This is a genomic window from Aeromonas sp. SG16 (assembly GCF_024436135.1).
GTDB lineage: Bacteria > Pseudomonadota > Gammaproteobacteria > Enterobacterales > Aeromonadaceae > Aeromonas > Aeromonas jandaei.
This window is the reverse complement of sequence record NZ_JANFNW010000002.1, coordinates 451,546-470,455: the sequence shown is the minus strand read 5'-3', so window position 1 is coordinate 470,455 and position 18,910 is coordinate 451,546. Positions and strand designations below refer to the sequence as shown.

Here is an 18,910-nt window from a genome sequence, read left to right as displayed (position 1 = left end):
GAATACCTCATAATAGATTCGGCTAAATGCCTCTCTTTTACTAGAGGGGCATTTTAGACATCTAGTTCTCCCCAATACATCTTAAACTGTTACAAAATCAGTCGTCAGGGGGAGTTTTTTATGATCTCTTCCTCAAAAATCCCACATGAGTCGAGTAAGGCTACATCAAGCACCGGATCTCGATATAGTCCCTTTGATTTGGTCGTATAGACAACATCTAAGCCCCCCTCCAACAAATCCACCCCTTTCAATCCCCACACCTACAACAAAGTTGAGATCTAGTAAAACAAACAGAAGACCTTACTGTTGCACCAATACAGTCAGCTGAGCTTGGTTTAATTCTCCTTTCGCAAGAAATAAAAATCCCCCGTTACTGGGGGATTTTTATTTCTATCGGTTATCTCAGCTCAGCGGCTTAACCCACCAAAAATGCCCTTAACCGGGCAAATTCCGCTGGCAGGTTATGGGAGAGCAGCGGCAGGTCGGCGTGTTTGGCGAGCGGGCCGGGCAGCGGTACATCCAGATGCAGGATCTCGTCCACCGACTCCTTGAACTTGGCGGGATGGGCGGTGCAGAGGAACACCCCCACTTCGTCCTCGGCCAGCTGTTCCCCCAGCAGATCCCAGGCAATGGCGCCATGGGGCTCGCACAGGTAATCCAGCTGGTGCAGGCGTTTAAGGGCAGCGCGAGTCTGGGCGTCATCACGCATGCCGGAGCCCAAGGTCTCCAGCGCCCAGCCTTTGCGACGGCAGAGCTCCTCTACCCGCGGCCAGTTGTTGGGGCGGCTCACATCCATGGCGTTAGACAGGGTGGCCACTGTCTGGTGCGGCTCCCACTGACCGGTTTTCAGGTAGCGCGGCACGGTGTCGTTGGCGTTGGTAGCGGCGATAAAGCGCTTCACCGGCAGCCCCAGCGCCTTGGCAATCAAGCCTGCGGTGAGGTTGCCAAAGTTGCCGGACGGCACGCTGATCACCGCCTTGGCACGATCGGCTTTCGGCAGCTGGGCTACCGCTTCGAAGTAGTAGCAAACCTGCGCCAGCAGACGGCTGATATTGATGGAGTTGGCGGAGTTGAGGCCAATGGCCTTTTTCAGCGCTTCGTCGTCAAAGGCCTGTTTTACCAGCGCCTGACAGGCATCGAAGTCGCCGTCGATGGCGATGGTGCGGATATTGCCGCCGAGGGTGCAGAAGAGCTTCTCCTGCAAGGGGCTGATCTTGCCCTTGGGATAAAGGATCACCACCTCGATCCCCTCCAGCCCGTAGAAGGCGTGGGCTACGGCGGCGCCGGTGTCGCCGGAGGTGGCGGTGAGGATAGTAATTTTGTCGTTAGTGCGAAACGCTGCGAGGCACTGGGCCATAAAGCGGCCGCCGAAATCCTTGAATGCCAGGGTCGGGCCGTGGAACAACTCAAGGGCATAGGTGCCGTCTTTCAATTTCACCAGCGGCGCCGGGAAGGTGAAAGCGGCGTTGACAAGCTCGCTCACTTTGGCGGCGGGCACTTCGTCCCCCAGCAGGTGGCTCAGGATGCGGGCGGAGCGTTCGGCCAGCGGCAGATCCAGCAGGGCATCCACATCGGCGAGCGGTTCGAGTTGTTCGGGGAAGAAGAGCCCCTGTTCGCGACCCAAGCCCTGACGCACCGCCTGCGCGAAGCTCACCTGTTCGCTGTTGTCCTTGATGTTGTAGAGATTCATAGCTCGCTTCCTGTTACCCGTGCCCCGGCCATGTCCAGTTTGCAGACCCGGGCAAATCCATCTTCGTTCTGCACGAAATGTGCTTCCATCCAATCCTTCATCCGCTCGGCCTGCGCCAGCTCCTTCATCACCACAAACACGGTAGGGCCGGAGCCGGAGATGCCGGTAGCGAGTGCCCCGTTCTGGGCCGCCTGCGCCCGCACCTCGGCAAAGCCTTCGATCAGCGCCGCGCGGTAGGGCTCGGCAATCACGTCTTTCAATACGCTGGCGGCCAGCGGCTCCTGCCCGGTGTAGCTGGCGTGGACAAAGGCAGCCAGACGGCGGCCATAGGTGAGGCAATCCTGACGGCGATATTGGGCCGGCAGAATGGCGCGAGCCGCAGCGGTGGAGACCACAGTGCCCGGGTAGCAGACCACCCAGTACCACTCGTCAAACACCGGAATGCCCTGGCTGATAACGCCCGCCTCCTCCACCACCAGCTGCATGCCACCCAGATAGCAGGGGGCGACGTTGTCGTAGTGAACGGAGCCGGAGATGCGCCCCTCCATCTCTCCCATCAGCAGCAGCAGGGCGTGCTCGTCGAGGGGCTCGCCGTGAAAGGCGTTGAGCCCCTCCAGCGCCGCCACCACGCTACAGGCGCTGGAACCCAGACCCGAGCCGACCGGCAGGTTCTTCTCCAGCACCATTTCGAGCGGCTTGAGGCCAAGGCCGCGCTTCTCCAGCGCCTCGCCATAGGCGACCCAGCAATCAAACAGGATATTCTTTTTCGGATCGTCCGGCAGCTTGTGGGCGTAGCGGCCCACGGCGGAGAGGGCGAACGGCACGTCTGCCGCTTTTACCTGCACCCGATCGCCGAGCAGAGAGCCATCCACGGGGGCGAGCGCCGCCCCCAGTACATCGAATCCCACGCTCAGGTTGGCGCTGGAGGCGGGGGCGTAGGCAACCACACTTCTGTCATTACCCATGCCGCCTTCCGTCATATAAGAGGGGTACATGTCTGAACTCATGCTTATAGCTCCTGCTTCCAGTTCTGGGTGCGCAGCACGTCGGCAAAGACGCCCGCCGCAGTCACTTCGGTACCGGCGCCGTAGCCGCGCAGCACCAGCGGGATCGGCTGGTAGTAGGTGGAGAAGAAGGCGAGCGCGTTCTCCCCGTCTTTGACCTTGAACAGCGGCTCGTCGGCCCCGACCGCCTTGATGGCGACCTTGCACTTGCCACCTTCAATAGAGCCCACATAGCGCAGTACCTTGCCTTCACGCTGGGCAGCGGCGAACTGGTCGCGGAACCAGCCGTCAGCCTCCGGCAGGCGGGCCATAAAGGCTTCCACGTCGCCGCTGGCGTCAAAGCCGGGCGGCAGCGCCTGCTCCACTTCCACATCGGAGAGCTCCAGCGCCATGCCGGCCTCGCGAGCCAGAATGAGCAGCTTGCGCGCCACATCCATGCCGTTGAGATCGTCGCGGGGATCCGGCTCGGTAAAGCCGTTGCCACGGGCGATCTTGGTCGCCTCGGAGAAGGCCATCCCCTCGTCCAGCTTGCCGAAGATAAAGGAGAGCGAACCGGAGAGGATGCCATCGAAGGCACGCAGCTTGTCACCGGCCATGATGAGGTTCTGCAAGTTCTCGATAACCGGCAGACCGGCGCCCACGTTGGTCTCGTACAGGAACTTGCGGCGAGTCTGACGGGCGGTGCGGCGCAGCGCCTTGTAGTAATCGAGCGAGCCGGTGTTGGCCTTCTTGTTGGGAGTGACCACATGGAAACCGGCGGCGAGGAAGTCGGCGTACTGGACGGCCACAGCCTCGGAGGAGGTGCAGTCAACGATCACCGGGTTGATGATGTGGCTCTCTTCCACCAGCTTCTTCACCCCGTCCAGCGAGAAGCTGTCGCGAGCTTCCACCAGCTGTTCGCGCCAGTTGGCGAGGTTCAGACCATCCTTGTTGACCGCCATCTGGCGGCTGTTGGCGATGCCGACCACCCGCAGGCCGGTGCCCTGCTCGGCCAGCACCGGCTGCTGGCGGGCAATCTGATCCACCAGCGCGGCGCCGACGCCGCCCACCCCGACCACGAACAGGTCGATAAAGTGCTGGCTGCCAAAGAAGTTCTGGTGGCAAGCCTTGATGGCTTCCGCCACCTTGCCGGAGCGCACCACCGCCGAGATGGAGCGCTCGCTGGAGCCCTGCGCGATGGCAACGATGTTGATGGAGGCTTGTGCCAGCGAGGTGAAGAAGCGGGCCGCCATCCCCTTGGCAGTGCGCATGCCGTCACCAATCAGGGAGATAATCGCCAGATCATTCATGATCTCGAGCGGGTCGAGCAGCTGGTTCTTGAACTCCAGCTCGAATTCGCGCTCCAGCACCTTGCGGGTCTTGTCGCTGTCGTAGCTGTGGATACAGAAGCTGACGCTGTATTCGGAAGAGGATTGAGTGATCAGCACAATGCTGACCCCGGCGCGGGAGACGGCAGAGAAGATGCGACCGGCCATGCCGACCATCCCCTTCATGCCGGGGCCGGAGACGTTGAACATGCACATGCCGGCCAAGTCGGAGATGGCCTTCACTTTCAGGTCATCATCGCCGCTCTCGGGGCCGATCAGGGTGCCCGGCCCCTGCGGGTTGAAGCTGTTCTTGATAAGGCAGGGAATGTGGAACTGGGCCACCGGCGCGATGGTTTTCGGGTGCAGCACCTTGGCGCCGAAGTAGGAGAGCTCCATCGCCTCCTTGTAGGAGAGAGTTTTCAGCAGATAGGCATCCGGCACCAGACGGGGGTCACAGCTGTAGCAGCCCTCAACATCAGTCCAGATCTCGCAGCACTCGGCATCGACACAGGCAGCCAACACGGCTGCGGAGTAGTCGGAGCCGTTACGGCCCAGTAGCACGGTTTCACCCTTGTCGCTGCCGCCTGTAAAGCCCGGCATCAGATAGAGGCATTGCTGCTTTTCTGCCACAACAGGACGCAAGCCCCTGGCGGCAAAGCGCACCCGGGAGGCTTCGATATCGACGTGGGCTTCCAGATAGCCGCCATCGGTCACCAGCAGCTCTTCCGGTACGATGAGACCCAGTTCGAGGCCACGCACCCGCAGCAGTTCGTGCATAAAGGCGATGGAGAGGTTCTCGCCACGGCTCAGGATGCGCGCCTGCACGTTGTCCGGGCAGAGGCCCAGCAGGCGGATGCCCTGCATCAGCCGCTCCACCTGATCCAGTTCGCTGGTGAGACGAGCCTGCAGCGCCTTGTCATCGAGCGCCGGATAAGCCGCCTTCAACCCGGCCAGCAGGCGGGAGAAGATACCGTTCACTTCAAACAGGGTACTGCTGGCATCCATGCCACGGCTGGTCTGCTCCACCAGCGCCACCAGATGGTTGGTTACCTTGGCAGGAGCAGACAGCACCAGGGCTACCTGAGACTGGCCATGGGTATTCACCGCAATGTCGGCAACCCGTAAAAAACGCTCTGCGTCGGCCAGAGATGACCCGCCAAACTTCAACACTCTCATCGCTTTCTCTCCCTGTAATCCCTGCTGTATAACCGAAAAACCGGTCTGAAAATCATCCAACAAAAAGGCCCGTACTGGGTGGGTACGGGCCTTTTCTGATTTCTGTGCTTGTTCGTCAGCGCATCAACCGGCCCCAGTGCCACCTGTGGTGGTACCGGTAATAATGGTGGTGGTGATGATGTTGGTGAATAGCTGCATGACGAACACTCGTGAACGAAACTGGCTTTTAGCAATACCGCGCCGGGCGCCGGGCTGTCAACTTAAACCTCTTTACCAAGTTTGCGGGCAAGGTCCTTGCAGAGCAGGTGGAGCATTTTCAAATCCCGCTGCGGCAGCATGGGTACCCGGTCCATCACCCACTGATGCAGTTTTTCATCCTGCGAAACTCCGAGTTCACCCAGAATTTCTGCTGTTTTGCTTTTCAGCACGCGAACCTGTCCGCTGTTATCAATATTTTCTGCTGCGACACTTGCCTCATCGAGCAGCGGGCTCAACTCGTAGGCGTAGAGCATGATCGCCTGCCCCAGATTGAGGGACGGGTAGCTCACCTTGAGCGGCAGATAGCTGATGAGGTCGACCTCGGCCAGCTGCTCGTTGGAGAGGCCCGACTCCTCGCAGCCAAAGACGATGGCAACCTTGTTGAGGGAGGGCTTGGCGCGGATCTGGTCGCGAATTTCAGCTGGCGTGAGATAGTGCTGGTAGCGACCACGCTGGCGGGCGGTGGTGGCGATCACCAGCTCCATGTCGGCCAGCGCCTCTGGCAGGGTATCGAACGCCTCGGCCTGAGCCAGGATCTCCTGCGCGCCGTGGGCCACCCAGCTCGCTTCATCCTCTTCGTGCACCCGGCTTGCCACCAGTCGCATGGCATCAAAGCCCATGGTTTTCATGGCGCGGGCGGCGGCGCCGACGTTGGCGGGGCGGGCAGGTGCCACCAGGACAAAATAGAGCTTCATCGGGTTTCCTCACAGGCCGGACGGCCTCTCAAACAGACGGCAAACAGTCGTCAAACCATCGCCAAAACAGGGGCGCAATCTACCGTTTATCCGCGAAAATTGCCACTTGAACAGATGTTTCAATGTTGCCATAGTGGCCTGACGCACGCTTTTTTGCGCCCGTTTTCCGGCGCGTTCGGCCCGAAGAATCACAAGGAAGAGAGAGATGCAGCAGCCATTGGAACAGGCCGTCGCCGAGACCATCTTGCAACGGTTCGAGTCGTTTTACAGCCGGTTTCTCGAGATCACCCGCGGCAGCAAGAGCCGCTTCGAGAACAGCGACTGGCTGGGGGTGCAGCTGGCGGGGCGCGAGCGCATTCGCCTCTATGATCACCATGTGGGGGCCACCGCCAGCTCCATCCGCCAGATGATGGGAGAGCACCACGCCACCCAGGAGCTGCTCAAGCGGGTGAAAGGGGCTTTCAGCGATCTGCTGCCCAAATGCGAGAACTTCGAGGTGGCGGAGTCCTTCTTCAACTCCGTCTATCGCCGCATCTTTCGCCATCGCAATATCCGCGACGAGAACCTCTATATCCACCCCTTCGTCAGCCGTGGCGACAAACCCGATCTCGGCGCATTGCTGCGCATCTATCGCACCGATCTCGCCCACTTGCCACAGACCCTGAGCCAGCTGCTGGGGGATTACAGCTTCACCCTCCCCTATGAGGACAAGCAGCGGGATATTGTCGACATCCACCGCCATCTTGCCGAGAACGGCCCGCAAATCCTCCATGATGAGCCCTTTGCCATCGAGCTATTGAAAGAGGTGTTCTACCGCAACAAGGGGGCCTATCTGGTGGGGCTTATTCGGGTGAAAGATCAGGTCTTCCCCTTCATCCTGCCCCTGCTCAGCACTGGCCAGAGCATCTATGTGGACACCGTCATCTTCGAGCCGGATCTCGCCTCCATCGTGTTTGGCTTCGCCCGCGCCTACTTTATGGTCTATGCCCGTGAACCGGCGCTGTTTGTCACCTTTCTGCGCCAGATCATGCCCCACAAGCCCGATTACGAGATCTACAACGCCATCGGCTGCCAGAAGCACGGCAAGACCGAGCTCTATCGCCACTACCGCCACCATCTGGCCCAGAGCCGGGATCAGTTCATCATCGCGCCGGGCATCAAGGGGATGGTGATGAGCGTGTTTACCCTCCCCTCCTACGACGTGGTGTTCAAGGTGATCAAGGACGAGTTCACTCCGCCCAAGGAGGTGAGCCACGAGCAGGTCAAAGAGAAGTACCGGCTGGTCAAACAGCATGATCGGGTGGGCCGCATGGCCGATACCCAGGAGTTCACCAACTTCGAGTTTCCCCTCGATCGCATCTCGCCCGAACTCCTTGCCGAACTCAAGACGGTGGCGCCGTCGGCCCTCACCATCACCGACGACAAGCTGGTGATCAAGCACCTCTACACCGAGCGCAAGATGATCCCGCTCAACCTCTATCTGGACAAGGCGGACGAGCAGCAGACCCGGCTCGCGCTGGAGGAGTACGGCAACGCCATCAAGCAGCTGGCGGCGGCCAACATCTTCCCGGGGGACATGCTGTTCAAGAACTTCGGCGTCACCCGTCACGGCCGGGTGGTCTTCTACGACTACGACGAGATCTGCTACATGACGGAGTGCAACTTCCGCCAGATCCCGCCGCCCCGCTATCCCGAGGATGAGTGGAGCGCCGAGCCCTGGTACTCGGTGGCCCCCAACGACATCTTCCCCGAGGAGTTCGCCACCTTCCTGCTGCAAAAGCCGCAGGTGCGGGAGATCATGTTGCAGTTGCACAAGGAGATGTTCGACGCCAACTACTGGAAGATGCTGCAGAGCAACATCAAGGTGGGGGTGTTCGAGGATGTCTATCCCTATCGGCGCAAGAAACGCTTCAAGTACCAGCGCGGCGGCTGATCCCGCAGCGCCCGCGCACATCGCAGCAACGAAAACGGGGTGGCCCAAGCCACCCCGTTTTGCTATCCGCTTTGCGCCTTAACTGCCGCGACGGCGGATCACCCCCTCCTGCATGGTGCTCGCCACCAGCACCCCGTCGCGGGTAAAGAACTGGCCGCGCACCAGACCGCGACCGCTGCTGGCGCTCGGACTGTCTACCACGTAGAGCAGCCAGTCGTCGAAGCGGAAATCCCGGTGGAACCACATGGAGTGATCGATGGTGGCTACCTGCATATCCGGCTCCCAGTACGACACCCCGTGCGGCTGCAGCGAGGTGAGCAGGAAGTTGAAGTCGGAGGCATAGGCCAGCAGGTATTTGTGCACCCGCAGATCGTCCGGCATCTGGCCGTTGGCCTTGAACCAGACGTGGCGCACCGGATCCTGCACCGTCGGCCGAATGGGGTCGACCAGGGTCACCGGGCGCATCTCGATGGGCTGCTCGCAGAGGATCTTGTCCCGCAGGGAGGCCGGGATCAGGTTCTCGTAGGGGCGCACCAGCTCCAGCTCGCTCTTGAGCTCCTCCGGCGGGGTGATGCCGGTCGGCATCTGCGCCTGATGCTCGAAACCATCGGCCGGCACCTGAAACGAGGCGTTGAGATAGAAGATGGGCTTGCCGCCCTGAATCGCCTTGACCCGGCGGGTGGAGACGGTCTGGCCGTCACGGATATTCTCCACGTCATAGACGATGGGACGGGTCACATCCCCCGGACGCAGGAAGTAGGAGTGAAAACTGTGAACCTGACGGCCGGTCTCGACCGTCTGCTTGGCGGCTGACAAGGCCTGCCCCATTACCTGTCCGCCAAACACGGCCCGCAGACCGAGATCCTGGCTCTGGCCCCGAAACAGGCCCTCCTCGATTTTTTCCAGCGCCAGCAACGCCAGCAGCCCATCAAGTACCTTGCTCATTGTTCACTCCTCTGTCAGAGCCGCACAGGCTAACAAGCTCACCGGAGCAGAGCAACCGCCATGCGTCCGTTCATGTCGCCCGGAAGGTGCAGAAACAGTGCGCTTCGAATCTGTTTTTTCCCCGGTGAAACCGTTAATCTGAAAAAAGTCGATAGAGGCGAGGTCACCAGCCATGCACATTCGTTATCCACGCACCCTCTCTGTCGCTCATCCCTCTTTTTTGCGCTTGCGCCATCCGCTGCTTGCCCCTCTCCTTGCGCTCTCGCTGCTCCCCGCCAGCGCGGCGCAGAGTGCGGTGATCATCACCGGCGAACTGCCCCCCTACTCCTCTGCGGAGCTGGCCAATGGCGGCGAACTGGCAAGCAAGGTGCTCACCATCCTCAAAGAGGCTGGCCACCCGGATCTGCAGATATCCTATCAGCCCTGGCCACGCGGACTTAAAAACATCGAGCTGGGCAACGCCATCGCCGCTTTCCCTTTTACCTGGACCAACGAGCGCAGCAACAGCCTGCTGTTCAGCACCCCCATCGCCTTCGATATCCAGTCCTGGTACACCACGCCCGACAAGAAGGGGCTGGAATCCCCGCCCTGGCAGCAAAAAACCGCCTGCGTGCCCAAGGGGTGGTTCTCCGACGCCATCGAACGGGTCATCAACGATCAAGGGCTGATCGTCAGAACCACCAACCGCCTCAACCAGTGCGTCGAGCTGCTGAAAAAGGGCAAAGTCGATCTGGTGCCCATCAACGACACCTCGAAAAAGAACCTATCCGAAGAGGACAGCGCAGCCCTCTACCGCCTCTCGCTGTTTCGCCAGAACGTCACCTTCTATCTGGTCACCTCCCGCAACGCAGAGGGGGAGAAGTTTATCCACGACTTCAACGACAAATGGAATGCCCAGGCCTACTGACCCGACCGCCCCTCCTGCTCGCAGACACCGCCGCACATCCCCGCCCCCAGACCTGAGAACACAGCCTGGCCGCATCGGCACCACAAATACCGCAGGATCGGAGGCAGTTGCCACCCCACTATTCGGTGACTCACTCTGCAACCACTTATGGGATTATTTCACTGGTGATACAGCGCGCCAGTAACTCGTTACATGGATGCAAAAATCATCATATCGGACGGGAGCTTGGCTGGACGACCTTCTTGCCAGCATGGCTGGCCGACAACACCAAACAGCGGCTCGACTTTTTCTCTGCGAAAGATACAATCCATGCACTGGAGATGGCATTCCTCCACATGCATACGCACACAAACCGCCGTTGTGGCTAATGATGCCTACGTTTCAGTCCAGGTCAGGGCTGCGTAGCATATGCACCACTGTCCTGGAGTCTCTGCACTAAAGGACGATTTATATGCTTAATTCGATTCTTGCCATCAGCGTTGGCGCCTCGTTTGGTGCCATATTTCGCTGGCTACTCGGCACATCCCTGAACGCTATCTTTCCTACCCTCCCGCTGGGCACTCTCGTGGCAAACCTGCTGGGAGGCTACCTGATCGGGATCGCTATCGCTTTCTTTTCCGCAAACCCCAATCTCCCCCCTGAATGGCGGCTGCTGGTGATCACCGGTTTTCTCGGCGGGTTAACGACCTTCTCAACATTCTCTGCTGAAGTCACTTCATTACTGCAGGCAGGTCGATTGGCCTGGGCAGGGGGGGCGATTTGTGTCCATGTACTGGGTTCGCTGGCTATGACTCTTGCCGGCATGTGGTCAATGTCAATGCTGCAACGGATGTGACAGGAGTATCTATGCAAGGCTATCAATTAACATTTTACACTCGCCAGGATCGCTCAATCGAGGGTCAACCCTTGGCACAATGGCTGGTCGAACAGGCTAAAGAGCTCGGTATTCAGGGGGCCACCCTGTTGGCTGCCAATGAAGGTCTTGGACATGACCGGCGTCTACACTCGGCTCATTTTTTCGAACTGTCAGATCAGCCATTGGAAGTGACGTTTTCAGTCACTGACAACGAGGTAAACCTCATTTTCGACCTGCTAAAGAAGCACAACACGAGTGTGTTTTATACCTTGATGCCAATAGAGTTCGGGATGTCTGGCGATCGCTAAATCGCTAATCTGGTAATCAAATCGCTATATCGCCTCTTGTCTGGCATAAGAGGCGATATCGAGACCCACTTTTGGGACTCCCCCCCTGCATAGCAAGCACCACAGCACATCCGCCCACTATCAGCAGCATCGGCATCGGCATCACGAATACCGCAGGATCGGAGGCAGTTGCCACTCCGCCATTAGGCTATCGACTCTTCCACCACGTCTCGGATTATTTCACTGGTGATACGGCCAACAAAAATTCGTTACATGGATGCAAAAGTCATCTTGGCGGATGGGAGTCAGGTTGAACGACCAGCTTGCCAGCATGGCTGGCCGATAAAATAAAACACCGGCGCTAGGCCGGTATCTGGTTATGACTATGTCTTTACACCCCGCTAATACGCGTTAACAACCATAATAAAAGAGCATAAAAAATGACACCAAGAAAGCCGACACAATAAGAAATAATTCGTTGATGAGGCTCACCATTAACCCATGACAAAGCTAATCCCATAGCACATGATATAAAAAAGAATATAGATGCCAGATTAGTCAGCCAACAAGACTTAAACATCACGCTATCCATAAACAAAAGCACAGCTCTAGAATCATTAAATTTTAATTTATTCCTAACATAAAAAACACCTGACAAAAAAATCAGCAAAGCAAGAAAAATTATCATTCCTGATGCAAACAATATCTTCATCTGGCCTTCCTTTTAATACGTATTAAAAAATATGGGCGCAAAATAATCCTCCTAATCGAGACTACGCCCTAGTCTTTCTGTTTTTGTCGCTCTTGTAATTTGTGTTTGAGCCAAAGACCAATACCCAACACGGTTCCTCCTGCGAGAGCTTTATCTAAAGAACCATATAAAAAAACATCCAAGTCAAATATAAAAACACCAGTTTTAAAATATACCATAACTAATACCAGCGCATTACCAAAAACATCAAGAAAAATCATAAAAACATTACTTGATATAATAAGTCTGATTAGATCCCAGAGGTTAATTTTTTTCATTTTTTCTCCGCACCATCAAACAAAAAGGTGGGTGTCCTGGATTTCCCCTGATTAATTAGCATGAAGGTGCGAGCAACTTTTTCGCACCTTCAGTAAGAAGGGTTTAGGCTCTACTGACCCTAAATAAAAGAATTATACAACCTGATATCCCAATAATCACACCGAGCGCAATGCCCTTGGATGCAAAAAATAAATACTCATCCAAAACATTAAAAGTGTGACCATATCCAAAATAGATATAAGTATCAATAACGATACCGGCAAACCCAGCCAATATAGGTGTAAAAAACATCGAAGTGGCAATCACCCCTATACACCTTGCAACAAAAATGAAAATTCTACTTTTTAAATTCATCTTTAATTTTTTCCTCAAAACGATTAGGACACCCACCTTTTGTAGCAAGCCACTATCGAACTGCTTGCAGGCATTATAAGGGTGTGTACATTCGAACTGATGCATGTAAAACTCGGCTGGCAGGAGAAATTTTCAGGTTTAGAAAGCAACACCCCCTGCACAACCATTTACTGGACTATATGCAATACCCGGAGCTATCAGCAAGGTAAATGCAAAGCAATCAAATCCGTGGTTGATGGCATCGCCACTGGCCACAGTGGCGGGCAAACTGCTGACATTGATCTCTGCCTCCCACCACTCTGATCCCTTGTCGCCTGAATAGCACCACCTGTTTCAACCAGAGAACACCATCAAGGCCCAACAGTTCCAGAATGGGTCCAAGTTGAGCCGGAATATGACCCCGTTTGTCGGGCCGAATAGCACGGCCTGTCCAATCAACCAGCATCAGGTAGTCGGTGAAGGCATAGGGTAGTTCTTCAGGCTTCCCCTGGCTGGCAAACGGCAATAACAGTGGTGGCAATACCTCAGGGGCAGCAGGCTCGTCAAGGCGCTGTTTGATACTGGTGTAGTCACTCTGCTCTGGCCGATCGGTCAACGCGGCTCGTATCGGATTGAGGTCAACATACGCCATACAGGCCAACAAGGCAGATTCGGTGAGCAAAGCCTGACTCTTGAAGCGGCCCTCCCAGAAATGGCCCTTGCAACCATCTTCCTGATTGGCCTGACGGGCCAGATTTTCATTGAGTAGCCGAATAAACCAGCTGATGGAGTGAAGCCGCTCTCGCCATTGGGTAAGCAATTGCTGCACAACAGCCAGTTCAGGCTCGATCAACATCTCCCCCTGATACCAACGCCTGACCAAATTCGGCCACTGGAAAAGCGCCGCCCAGCGCTCAGCCACCTCCCGCTCACTCCAGTTGGCCGCAGTATCTGGCTCCACCTTGAGCACCAGATGATAGTGATTGCTCATCACCGCGTAAGCACAAATGCCGATAGCAAACAGCCGCGACAGTAGCCCCAACTTGTCGACCACCCATTGGCGTCGATGCTCGTAACTCTGGCCGGAGTGGGAATCCTCTCCGCACAGAAAAGCTCGCCGCACACAGCGACTGACCACGTGGTAGTAAGGCGTATCCTGCAAGCTGATTTGACGTGAACGGGCAATGGTCATGGCACATCCCTCAACGGTGACCTCTCAAGGCAACAACAGCACTACGCCTCTGTTAAAAAGGTGGGTGTCCCGGATTTCCTTCATAATAATTTAGTTATTGATTGAAATTTAATTTCACCTGTTCACCATGTCTATAAGACATAATTAACGTTCTCCAATCCTCACCTCTAGAAATAGAATTCTCTTTAAGTTTAAGTATTATCCCAAACACTTCAGCATTATTAACACCCCTCTTTGCATCAGTAGTTACCACCCCTTCATTCTCCACAGTTAAAACGGCATCTATATATCCATCGCCAATATCAACCTTATAAGAGAAAAAATCATACCCATCAACAATCCCTTCATCAACAATTGTAAAAAGCCTGTTAGCCAAAGCAAAGTCTTCAGTTATCATTTTGATGTACCCGGCGGTTTTCCGGCCTCATTTAAAAAGGTTCTTTCAGTAACAACACCATCGATTTTAAATGTTGTCAAAAAGGTGGGTGTCCCGGATTTCAATAGCACTACGCCTCTGTCAAAAAGGTGGGTGTCCCAGATTCCCCCTTCAAATATCAGAATCCCTTTAGCTTTAATAATCGAGCCCCCCACATCACCACACCAACAAAGCTCCCAACACCAAAACTAATCTGACAGATTATAAAAACATTATCTATTGTAAAATTAACAGGTATACATCTAAAATAAAAAAACAATAGCTCGCCTGCAACATATAGAGTAAAAGAAGTCAAAAAAATAGAGGTGGCACTTAATGCAACAAAAAAAATCAGAAGCGTAAACGTATTGTTCTTCCTCATTGTTTGCCATCCTTTTTCGAAGATTTTTGTTCAATATATTTCCCGCTTAGCTCTGCCCCTAAGCCACCTCCAATATCACCTGTTGTCAAAAAGGTGGGTGCCCCAGATTTATTCCTGCTCATAAGAGTGGTTACCAGACGTAGCAACTACCACTGTCGTCTGTCTCATAACGCCAAGAGCGAATGACCCCTTTGTCATCAACCAGTACGGAGTATTTACACTTTTTCATCCAAGTAAGATAATATCTTTTCCATGAACTTTCATAGACTACTTTATCTGCAAACCTTTTTTCTTTATTAGAGTAAATTGGAGCCCAAAAAAGACTATGTGGATTTTTGTAATGTCTTTCAAAGGCATCTCCAATCACCTCATTCAACCCCCCTTCCCAGGTTGAATATGATGGAGCACATCCTGATAATCCAATGAAATAAAAAACATGACAACAAGTACTTTATTGATCACCAACATCCTGAGCCCCTTAAACCATATTGATTTACTTATCACACAACGCACTATATTTAATTAGTAACGCAGGGGGAATTGAACCTATATTTCCTAAACATTCATTTCCCCACCATTAAAAGCAATTAATTTATCCATGAATCATGCAAGGTAGCAAACAAAAAGGTGGGTGTCCCAGATTCCCATTACCCCTGAAAATAAATATTCCCCTTCCCTGTACATGAATCATGTATACGGTACTGTTCTTTACATATAAATCACCACCATTTAGGGAAACTTCTGAAAGCCATGCATATCTCCTCCTTATTATCGAAATTTAATTTTTCACTACCCTTTGATGAGATAATGCCACCATTAACATCGTCTTTTGCACATGACCATTCAAACTTTCCAATCGCCAGATCTAAGACCAATGCAAAACAATTATTCATATCTTTCAGGCAAGCGATCTTATCTCTACCAAGACATCTAACAAACTCATCAAAAAAATGACACTCTATCCATATTTGAAAGTGTACTTCCGAGCTATAGCCAAATTTTTTCACTATGATTGTGACATCAAAATTCAACGATGGAATATGCTCATCAATTCCGATGAGTTCAAACGTAATTTTTATCGGATTTTTAATCTCTATGTCCATTTAATGTGATCCTAGGTAGCGAGCATGGATGATTATAGGCGACTCACCTTCCGCACGAGGTGGCTTAATTTACAACGACCAACCCTCAACAGTTATTTTTTCACCATATGGCATTTTGTTTTTGGTCGCAGTGTTTACTGCAGCTTGAAAACTTCTTAGTTTTTCTTGGTTAACAACCCGCACAGCTTCAGGTGTATGCGTCACCACTACCATACTTATCTAACCAGTTTGTTATTTGTTTATTTCAAAATTCATATATACTTTATCTCACTGTTTTTTCACTTTTTTAAAAAGAGAGACAACAAAAACATATATTAATATCGATGTTCCCGCTATAAAGCCAAATATAACAGCCCGTTCAACCTCTCCTTTAGGAACAAGAAGCTCGCCTTCTTTAAAATAAAAAAATATGGAGTTTGTCCCTCCAATTAAAAAACATAAAAGGACACAAAAAAACATGAGTAAAGCCATAACCCAAGATAATACTTCATTTCATGACCTCTTTTTTCAACTCTCTCTAAAAGCAACTTATTAGAGTACCCAGTAAAAAACTCACCACGAAAACAACGATTAGGGCACCCACCTTTTGTAGCAAGCCACTATCGAACTGCTTGCAGGCATTATAAGGGTGTATGCATTCGAACTGATGCATGTAAAACTCGGCTGGCAGGAGAAATTTTCAGGTTTAGAAAGCAACGGCCCCTGCACAACCATTTACTGGACTATGTGCAATACCCGGAGCTATCAGCAGGGTAAACGCAAAGCAATCAAATCTGTGGTTGATGGCATCGCCGCTGGCCAAAGTGGCGGGCAAACTGCTGACATTGATCTCTGCCTCCCACCACGCTGATCCCTTGTCGCCTGAATAGCGCCACCTGTTTCAACCAGAGAACACCATCAAGGCCCAACCGTTCCAGAATGGGTCTAAGTTGAGCCGGAATATTACCCCGTTTGTCGGGCCGAATAGCACGGCCTGTCTAATCAAGCGAGTCGATAACCAAATCGGTAATACGTTCTTTTTGGGGGATACGATAAGCCACGGTCACCGTGCCTGCACGCTTGCTGGCATAGCTATAGTCCTGTGCGTACAACGGCACATTCATCAACTGGAGCAGAGAGTCGAGTAGTCCCTGAGTGACCCGCAAAGTGAGGTTGAAAATCCCCTTGAGCATCAGGAATGTACAGATGGTCTGGTCAGTATCAAGCTGGCTGCGGCCCCGTCGTCCGTAATGGCTTTGGTGAAACCAATTGTTCATTGCCTCGGTATCAACCCAGAAGGTGAGTGAACCACTGTTGAGCAAAGACTTGTTATATTGAGGCCAGTTGGTGATGGGGTGAAGCGACGCGCCCATAATGCAGACTTGAAGAGGATGGCGGGATCAGACCACCAAGTTATCAGTTAGTTCCATTCAAGCTGTATCGATTTGGGCAACAACGCCGCAAGCAGAGCTAATTCTAGCAAATAGCTACCGCAGTCCCTGAGCATATTTAATTGCTCGGCGACACTGCTGTAAGCCCAATAACAGTAAGACGACCCTTCGGCGCGAGTCATGTATCACTATTGGCAAGCAGAACTCTTCAACGAAAAACTCATGCATCCGGCATGAAAAGTCGCGCTTGGAACCCGGCCATATTATTCACCAATCCATCCGGTGTTGTGAATAAAAAAGAACCGTTTATCTGTTAACTGAGCCACAAAAAATAACCATGAAACAAGAAAAACGTTTTCTCATTGAGATCAACAAATAAGCGCCTTTATTGATAAAAAGCCAAATAAATATTTATTTGTCCAGGTAGTTATATTGTTAAGGATATAAAAAAGCCCGCACCAGTTGGTGCGGGCTTTTTGGCAAGTTTGCACGTCTATCAGTGTGCGTTACTGGCAAACGGCGCTTATTTGCTGCCGGTACCTGAGTTGCGGGTAGAGGCTTGCGGCTTGCGACGGGCGGTGGTGGCGCGAGCGCGGGGCTCCTTGCCCTGCAGCTCCTTGTGGCGCTTGACGGCGCGACGGATCTGGGCGGCCTGCTTGTGGCGGCTGCTCTTGCCATCCTGCTGCAGATCGACCTTGGATTCGGTCTCCGGCGGCAGGTTGACCAGACCGCGCAGGTAGTTCACTTCCGGCAGTTTCAGCTCCTGCCAGCCGCCGCGCGGGATGGCGCGATCCAGCTTGACGTCGCCGTAGCGGATCCGCATCAGGCGGCTCACCTGCACTTCCTGGGATTCCCACAGGCGGCGCACTTCACGGTTGCGACCTTCGGTCAGGGTGACGTTGAACCACTGGTTCAGACCCTCGCCGCCAGCCGGCTTGATCTTGTTGAACTTGGCCATGCCGTCTTCCAGCTGCACGCCCTTGCGCAGGCGCTGCAGCATGGCTTCGGTGATCTCGCCAAACACGCGCACCGCGTATTCCCGCTCCACTTCGTGGCTCGGGTGCATCAGGCGGTTGGCCAGTTCACCGTCGGTGGTAAACAGCAGCAGACCGGAGGTGTTGACGTCGAGGCGGCCGACCGCAATCCAGCGGGCCCCTTCCATCTTGGGCAGGCGATCAAACACGGTAGGACGACCTTCCGGATCGTGACGGGTACACATCTCCCCTTCCGGCTTGTGGTAAGCCAGCACGCGGCAGATCACTTCCTCTGCGGCACGGGTCTTGACCTGGTGACCATCCACCCGGATCACGGCGTTCACTTCGACGCGATCCCCCAGTGTGGCGACCTTGCCATCCACACTGACCCGACCTGCGGTGATCAGGGCCTCCATCTCACGACGGGAGCCGTGACCCGCGCGGGCCAACACTTTTTGCAGTTTTTCACTCATCGGGGTTACCTGATTGTTGATCGCTGCCCGTAAACATGGCGGACAACGGGGGTTGCAGCTCGGGATCCAGCTCGGGGAGCTGCTCCAGACTCTGCAGATTAAAGTAATCCAGAAACGCTCTGGTGGTGGCGAGCAGCTCGGGGCGACCCGCCACCTCTTTGTGGCCTATGCTGCGCACCCAGCCACGATCTTTCAAGGTATTCACTATCTGGCTCGAGACCGCGACCCCGCGGATCGCTTCGATCTCGGCCCGGGTGATGGGTTGACGATAGGCGATCAGCGTCAGCGTCTCCATCACGGCGCGCGAGTAGCGGGGCGCCCGCTCGCTCCAGAGCCGCGAGAGCTCTTCGGCATAATCCTGACGAGCCTGAAAGCGCCAGCCGGAGGCCACTTCCTTGAGCTCGACGCCCCGTTCGCTGTAATCCTGTTTGAGCTCCGCCAGCAGCAGTTGCACATAGCGGGTGGTGACCGGATAGTCGGCCAGCACGCTGCCTTTGAGCTCGCTGACGTTGAGCGGACGCCCGGCGACAAAGAGGGCCGCTTCGATCAGCGTCTTTAATCGTTCAGCTGGCAGCGCCAT

Annotated in this window: 17 protein-coding genes, 1 pseudogene and 1 riboswitch; of the genes and pseudogenes, 4 read left to right on the top strand and 14 right to left on the bottom strand. The window is 54.3% G+C overall.

Annotated elements, in window-relative coordinates:
• Nucleotides 1-415: 415 nt before the first annotated feature.
• The 4 genes from thrC to NOM67_RS09260 form a co-directional block, all read right to left on the bottom strand.
• The gene (gene thrC / locus NOM67_RS09275; RefSeq protein WP_255936278.1) at nt 416-1,690 is read right to left on the bottom strand and encodes a threonine synthase; all 1,275 of its coding nucleotides are present in this window, start codon (nt 1,688-1,690) and stop codon (nt 416-418) included.
• Complete coding sequence (gene thrB / locus NOM67_RS09270) at nt 1,687-2,697, bottom strand: homoserine kinase (RefSeq protein WP_255936276.1); 1,011 nt, start codon at nt 2,695-2,697, stop codon at nt 1,687-1,689. Before thrB ends, thrC begins: the two co-directional genes overlap by 4 nt.
• Nucleotides 2,698-2,699: 2 nt before the next feature.
• A complete protein-coding gene (gene thrA, locus NOM67_RS09265) occupies nt 2,700-5,177 on the bottom strand; it encodes a bifunctional aspartate kinase/homoserine dehydrogenase I (RefSeq protein WP_216995310.1) in 2,478 nt (825 codons plus the stop codon).
• Nucleotides 5,178-5,437: 260 nt separating this feature from the next.
• Nucleotides 5,438-6,130 (bottom strand): tRNA/rRNA methyltransferase, encoded by a 693-nt coding sequence (locus NOM67_RS09260; protein WP_255936271.1) that lies wholly within the window; start codon nt 6,128-6,130, stop codon nt 5,438-5,440.
• Nucleotides 6,131-6,335: 205 nt separating this feature from the next.
• On the opposite strand from NOM67_RS09260, the gene aceK reads away from it, so the two are divergent.
• Nucleotides 6,336-8,063 carry a bifunctional isocitrate dehydrogenase kinase/phosphatase gene (gene aceK / locus NOM67_RS09255; RefSeq protein WP_255936269.1) on the top strand — a complete coding sequence of 576 codons (1,728 nt, stop codon included), beginning with the start codon at nt 6,336-6,338 and terminating at the stop codon, nt 8,061-8,063.
• Between the two features lie 78 nt (nt 8,064-8,141).
• On the opposite strand, the gene tesB is transcribed toward aceK, so the two are convergent.
• Nucleotides 8,142-9,008 (bottom strand): acyl-CoA thioesterase II, encoded by an 867-nt coding sequence (gene tesB, locus NOM67_RS09250; protein ID WP_042032451.1) that lies wholly within the window; start codon nt 9,006-9,008, stop codon nt 8,142-8,144.
• A gap of 172 nt (nt 9,009-9,180) precedes the next feature.
• Here tesB and NOM67_RS09245 point away from each other — a divergent pair, with 172 nt between their 5' ends.
• The 3 genes from NOM67_RS09245 (at nt 9,181) to NOM67_RS09235 (ending at nt 11,079) form a co-directional block, all read left to right on the top strand.
• Nucleotides 9,181-9,915 (top strand): ABC transporter substrate-binding protein, encoded by a 735-nt coding sequence (locus NOM67_RS09245; RefSeq protein WP_255936267.1) that lies wholly within the window; start codon nt 9,181-9,183, stop codon nt 9,913-9,915.
• Nucleotides 9,916-10,222: 307 nt separating this feature from the next.
• Nucleotides 10,223-10,299, top strand: a riboswitch (Fluoride riboswitch).
• 67 nt (nt 10,300-10,366) lie between these two features.
• On the top strand, nt 10,367-10,750 hold the full coding sequence (gene crcB / locus NOM67_RS09240) for a fluoride efflux transporter CrcB (RefSeq protein WP_033116160.1): 384 nt from the start codon (nt 10,367-10,369) through the stop codon (nt 10,748-10,750).
• Between the two features lie 11 nt (nt 10,751-10,761).
• Complete coding sequence (locus tag NOM67_RS09235) at nt 10,762-11,079, top strand: DUF190 domain-containing protein (RefSeq protein ID WP_043851430.1); 318 nt, start codon at nt 10,762-10,764, stop codon at nt 11,077-11,079.
• Nucleotides 11,080-11,449: 370 nt separating this feature from the next.
• On the opposite strand, the gene NOM67_RS09230 is transcribed toward NOM67_RS09235, so the two are convergent.
• The 9 genes and pseudogenes from NOM67_RS09230 to scpB form a co-directional block, all read right to left on the bottom strand.
• Entirely contained in the window at nt 11,450-11,770 is a 321-nt protein-coding gene (locus NOM67_RS09230; RefSeq protein ID WP_255936264.1) for a hypothetical protein, read from the bottom strand.
• A gap of 68 nt (nt 11,771-11,838) precedes the next feature.
• Nucleotides 11,839-12,087, bottom strand: coding sequence for a hypothetical protein (locus NOM67_RS09225; protein WP_255936262.1), 249 nt, complete (start codon nt 12,085-12,087; stop codon nt 11,839-11,841).
• Nucleotides 12,088-12,190: 103 nt separating this feature from the next.
• Complete coding sequence (locus tag NOM67_RS09220) at nt 12,191-12,547, bottom strand: hypothetical protein (RefSeq protein ID WP_255936260.1); 357 nt, start codon at nt 12,545-12,547, stop codon at nt 12,191-12,193.
• A 115-nt stretch (nt 12,548-12,662) separates the two neighbouring features.
• Nucleotides 12,663-13,613 carry a transposase gene (locus tag NOM67_RS09215; RefSeq protein ID WP_255936258.1) on the bottom strand — a complete coding sequence of 317 codons (951 nt, stop codon included), beginning with the start codon at nt 13,611-13,613 and terminating at the stop codon, nt 12,663-12,665.
• A gap of 94 nt (nt 13,614-13,707) precedes the next feature.
• Nucleotides 13,708-14,010, bottom strand: coding sequence for a hypothetical protein (locus NOM67_RS09210; RefSeq protein ID WP_255936256.1), 303 nt, complete (start codon nt 14,008-14,010; stop codon nt 13,708-13,710).
• 1,119 nt (nt 14,011-15,129) lie between these two features.
• Nucleotides 15,130-15,513 (bottom strand): hypothetical protein, encoded by a 384-nt coding sequence (locus NOM67_RS09205; protein WP_255936254.1) that lies wholly within the window; start codon nt 15,511-15,513, stop codon nt 15,130-15,132.
• Between the two features lie 986 nt (nt 15,514-16,499).
• Nucleotides 16,500-16,865, bottom strand: a pseudogene (locus tag NOM67_RS09200) (transposase); the annotation flags it as partial.
• 541 nt (nt 16,866-17,406) lie between these two features.
• Nucleotides 17,407-18,330 (bottom strand): 23S rRNA pseudouridine(2605) synthase RluB, encoded by a 924-nt coding sequence (gene rluB / locus NOM67_RS09195; RefSeq protein ID WP_042032448.1) that lies wholly within the window; start codon nt 18,328-18,330, stop codon nt 17,407-17,409.
• Complete coding sequence (gene scpB / locus NOM67_RS09190) at nt 18,323-18,910, bottom strand: SMC-Scp complex subunit ScpB (protein WP_033113297.1); 588 nt, start codon at nt 18,908-18,910, stop codon at nt 18,323-18,325. Before scpB ends, rluB begins: the two co-directional genes overlap by 8 nt.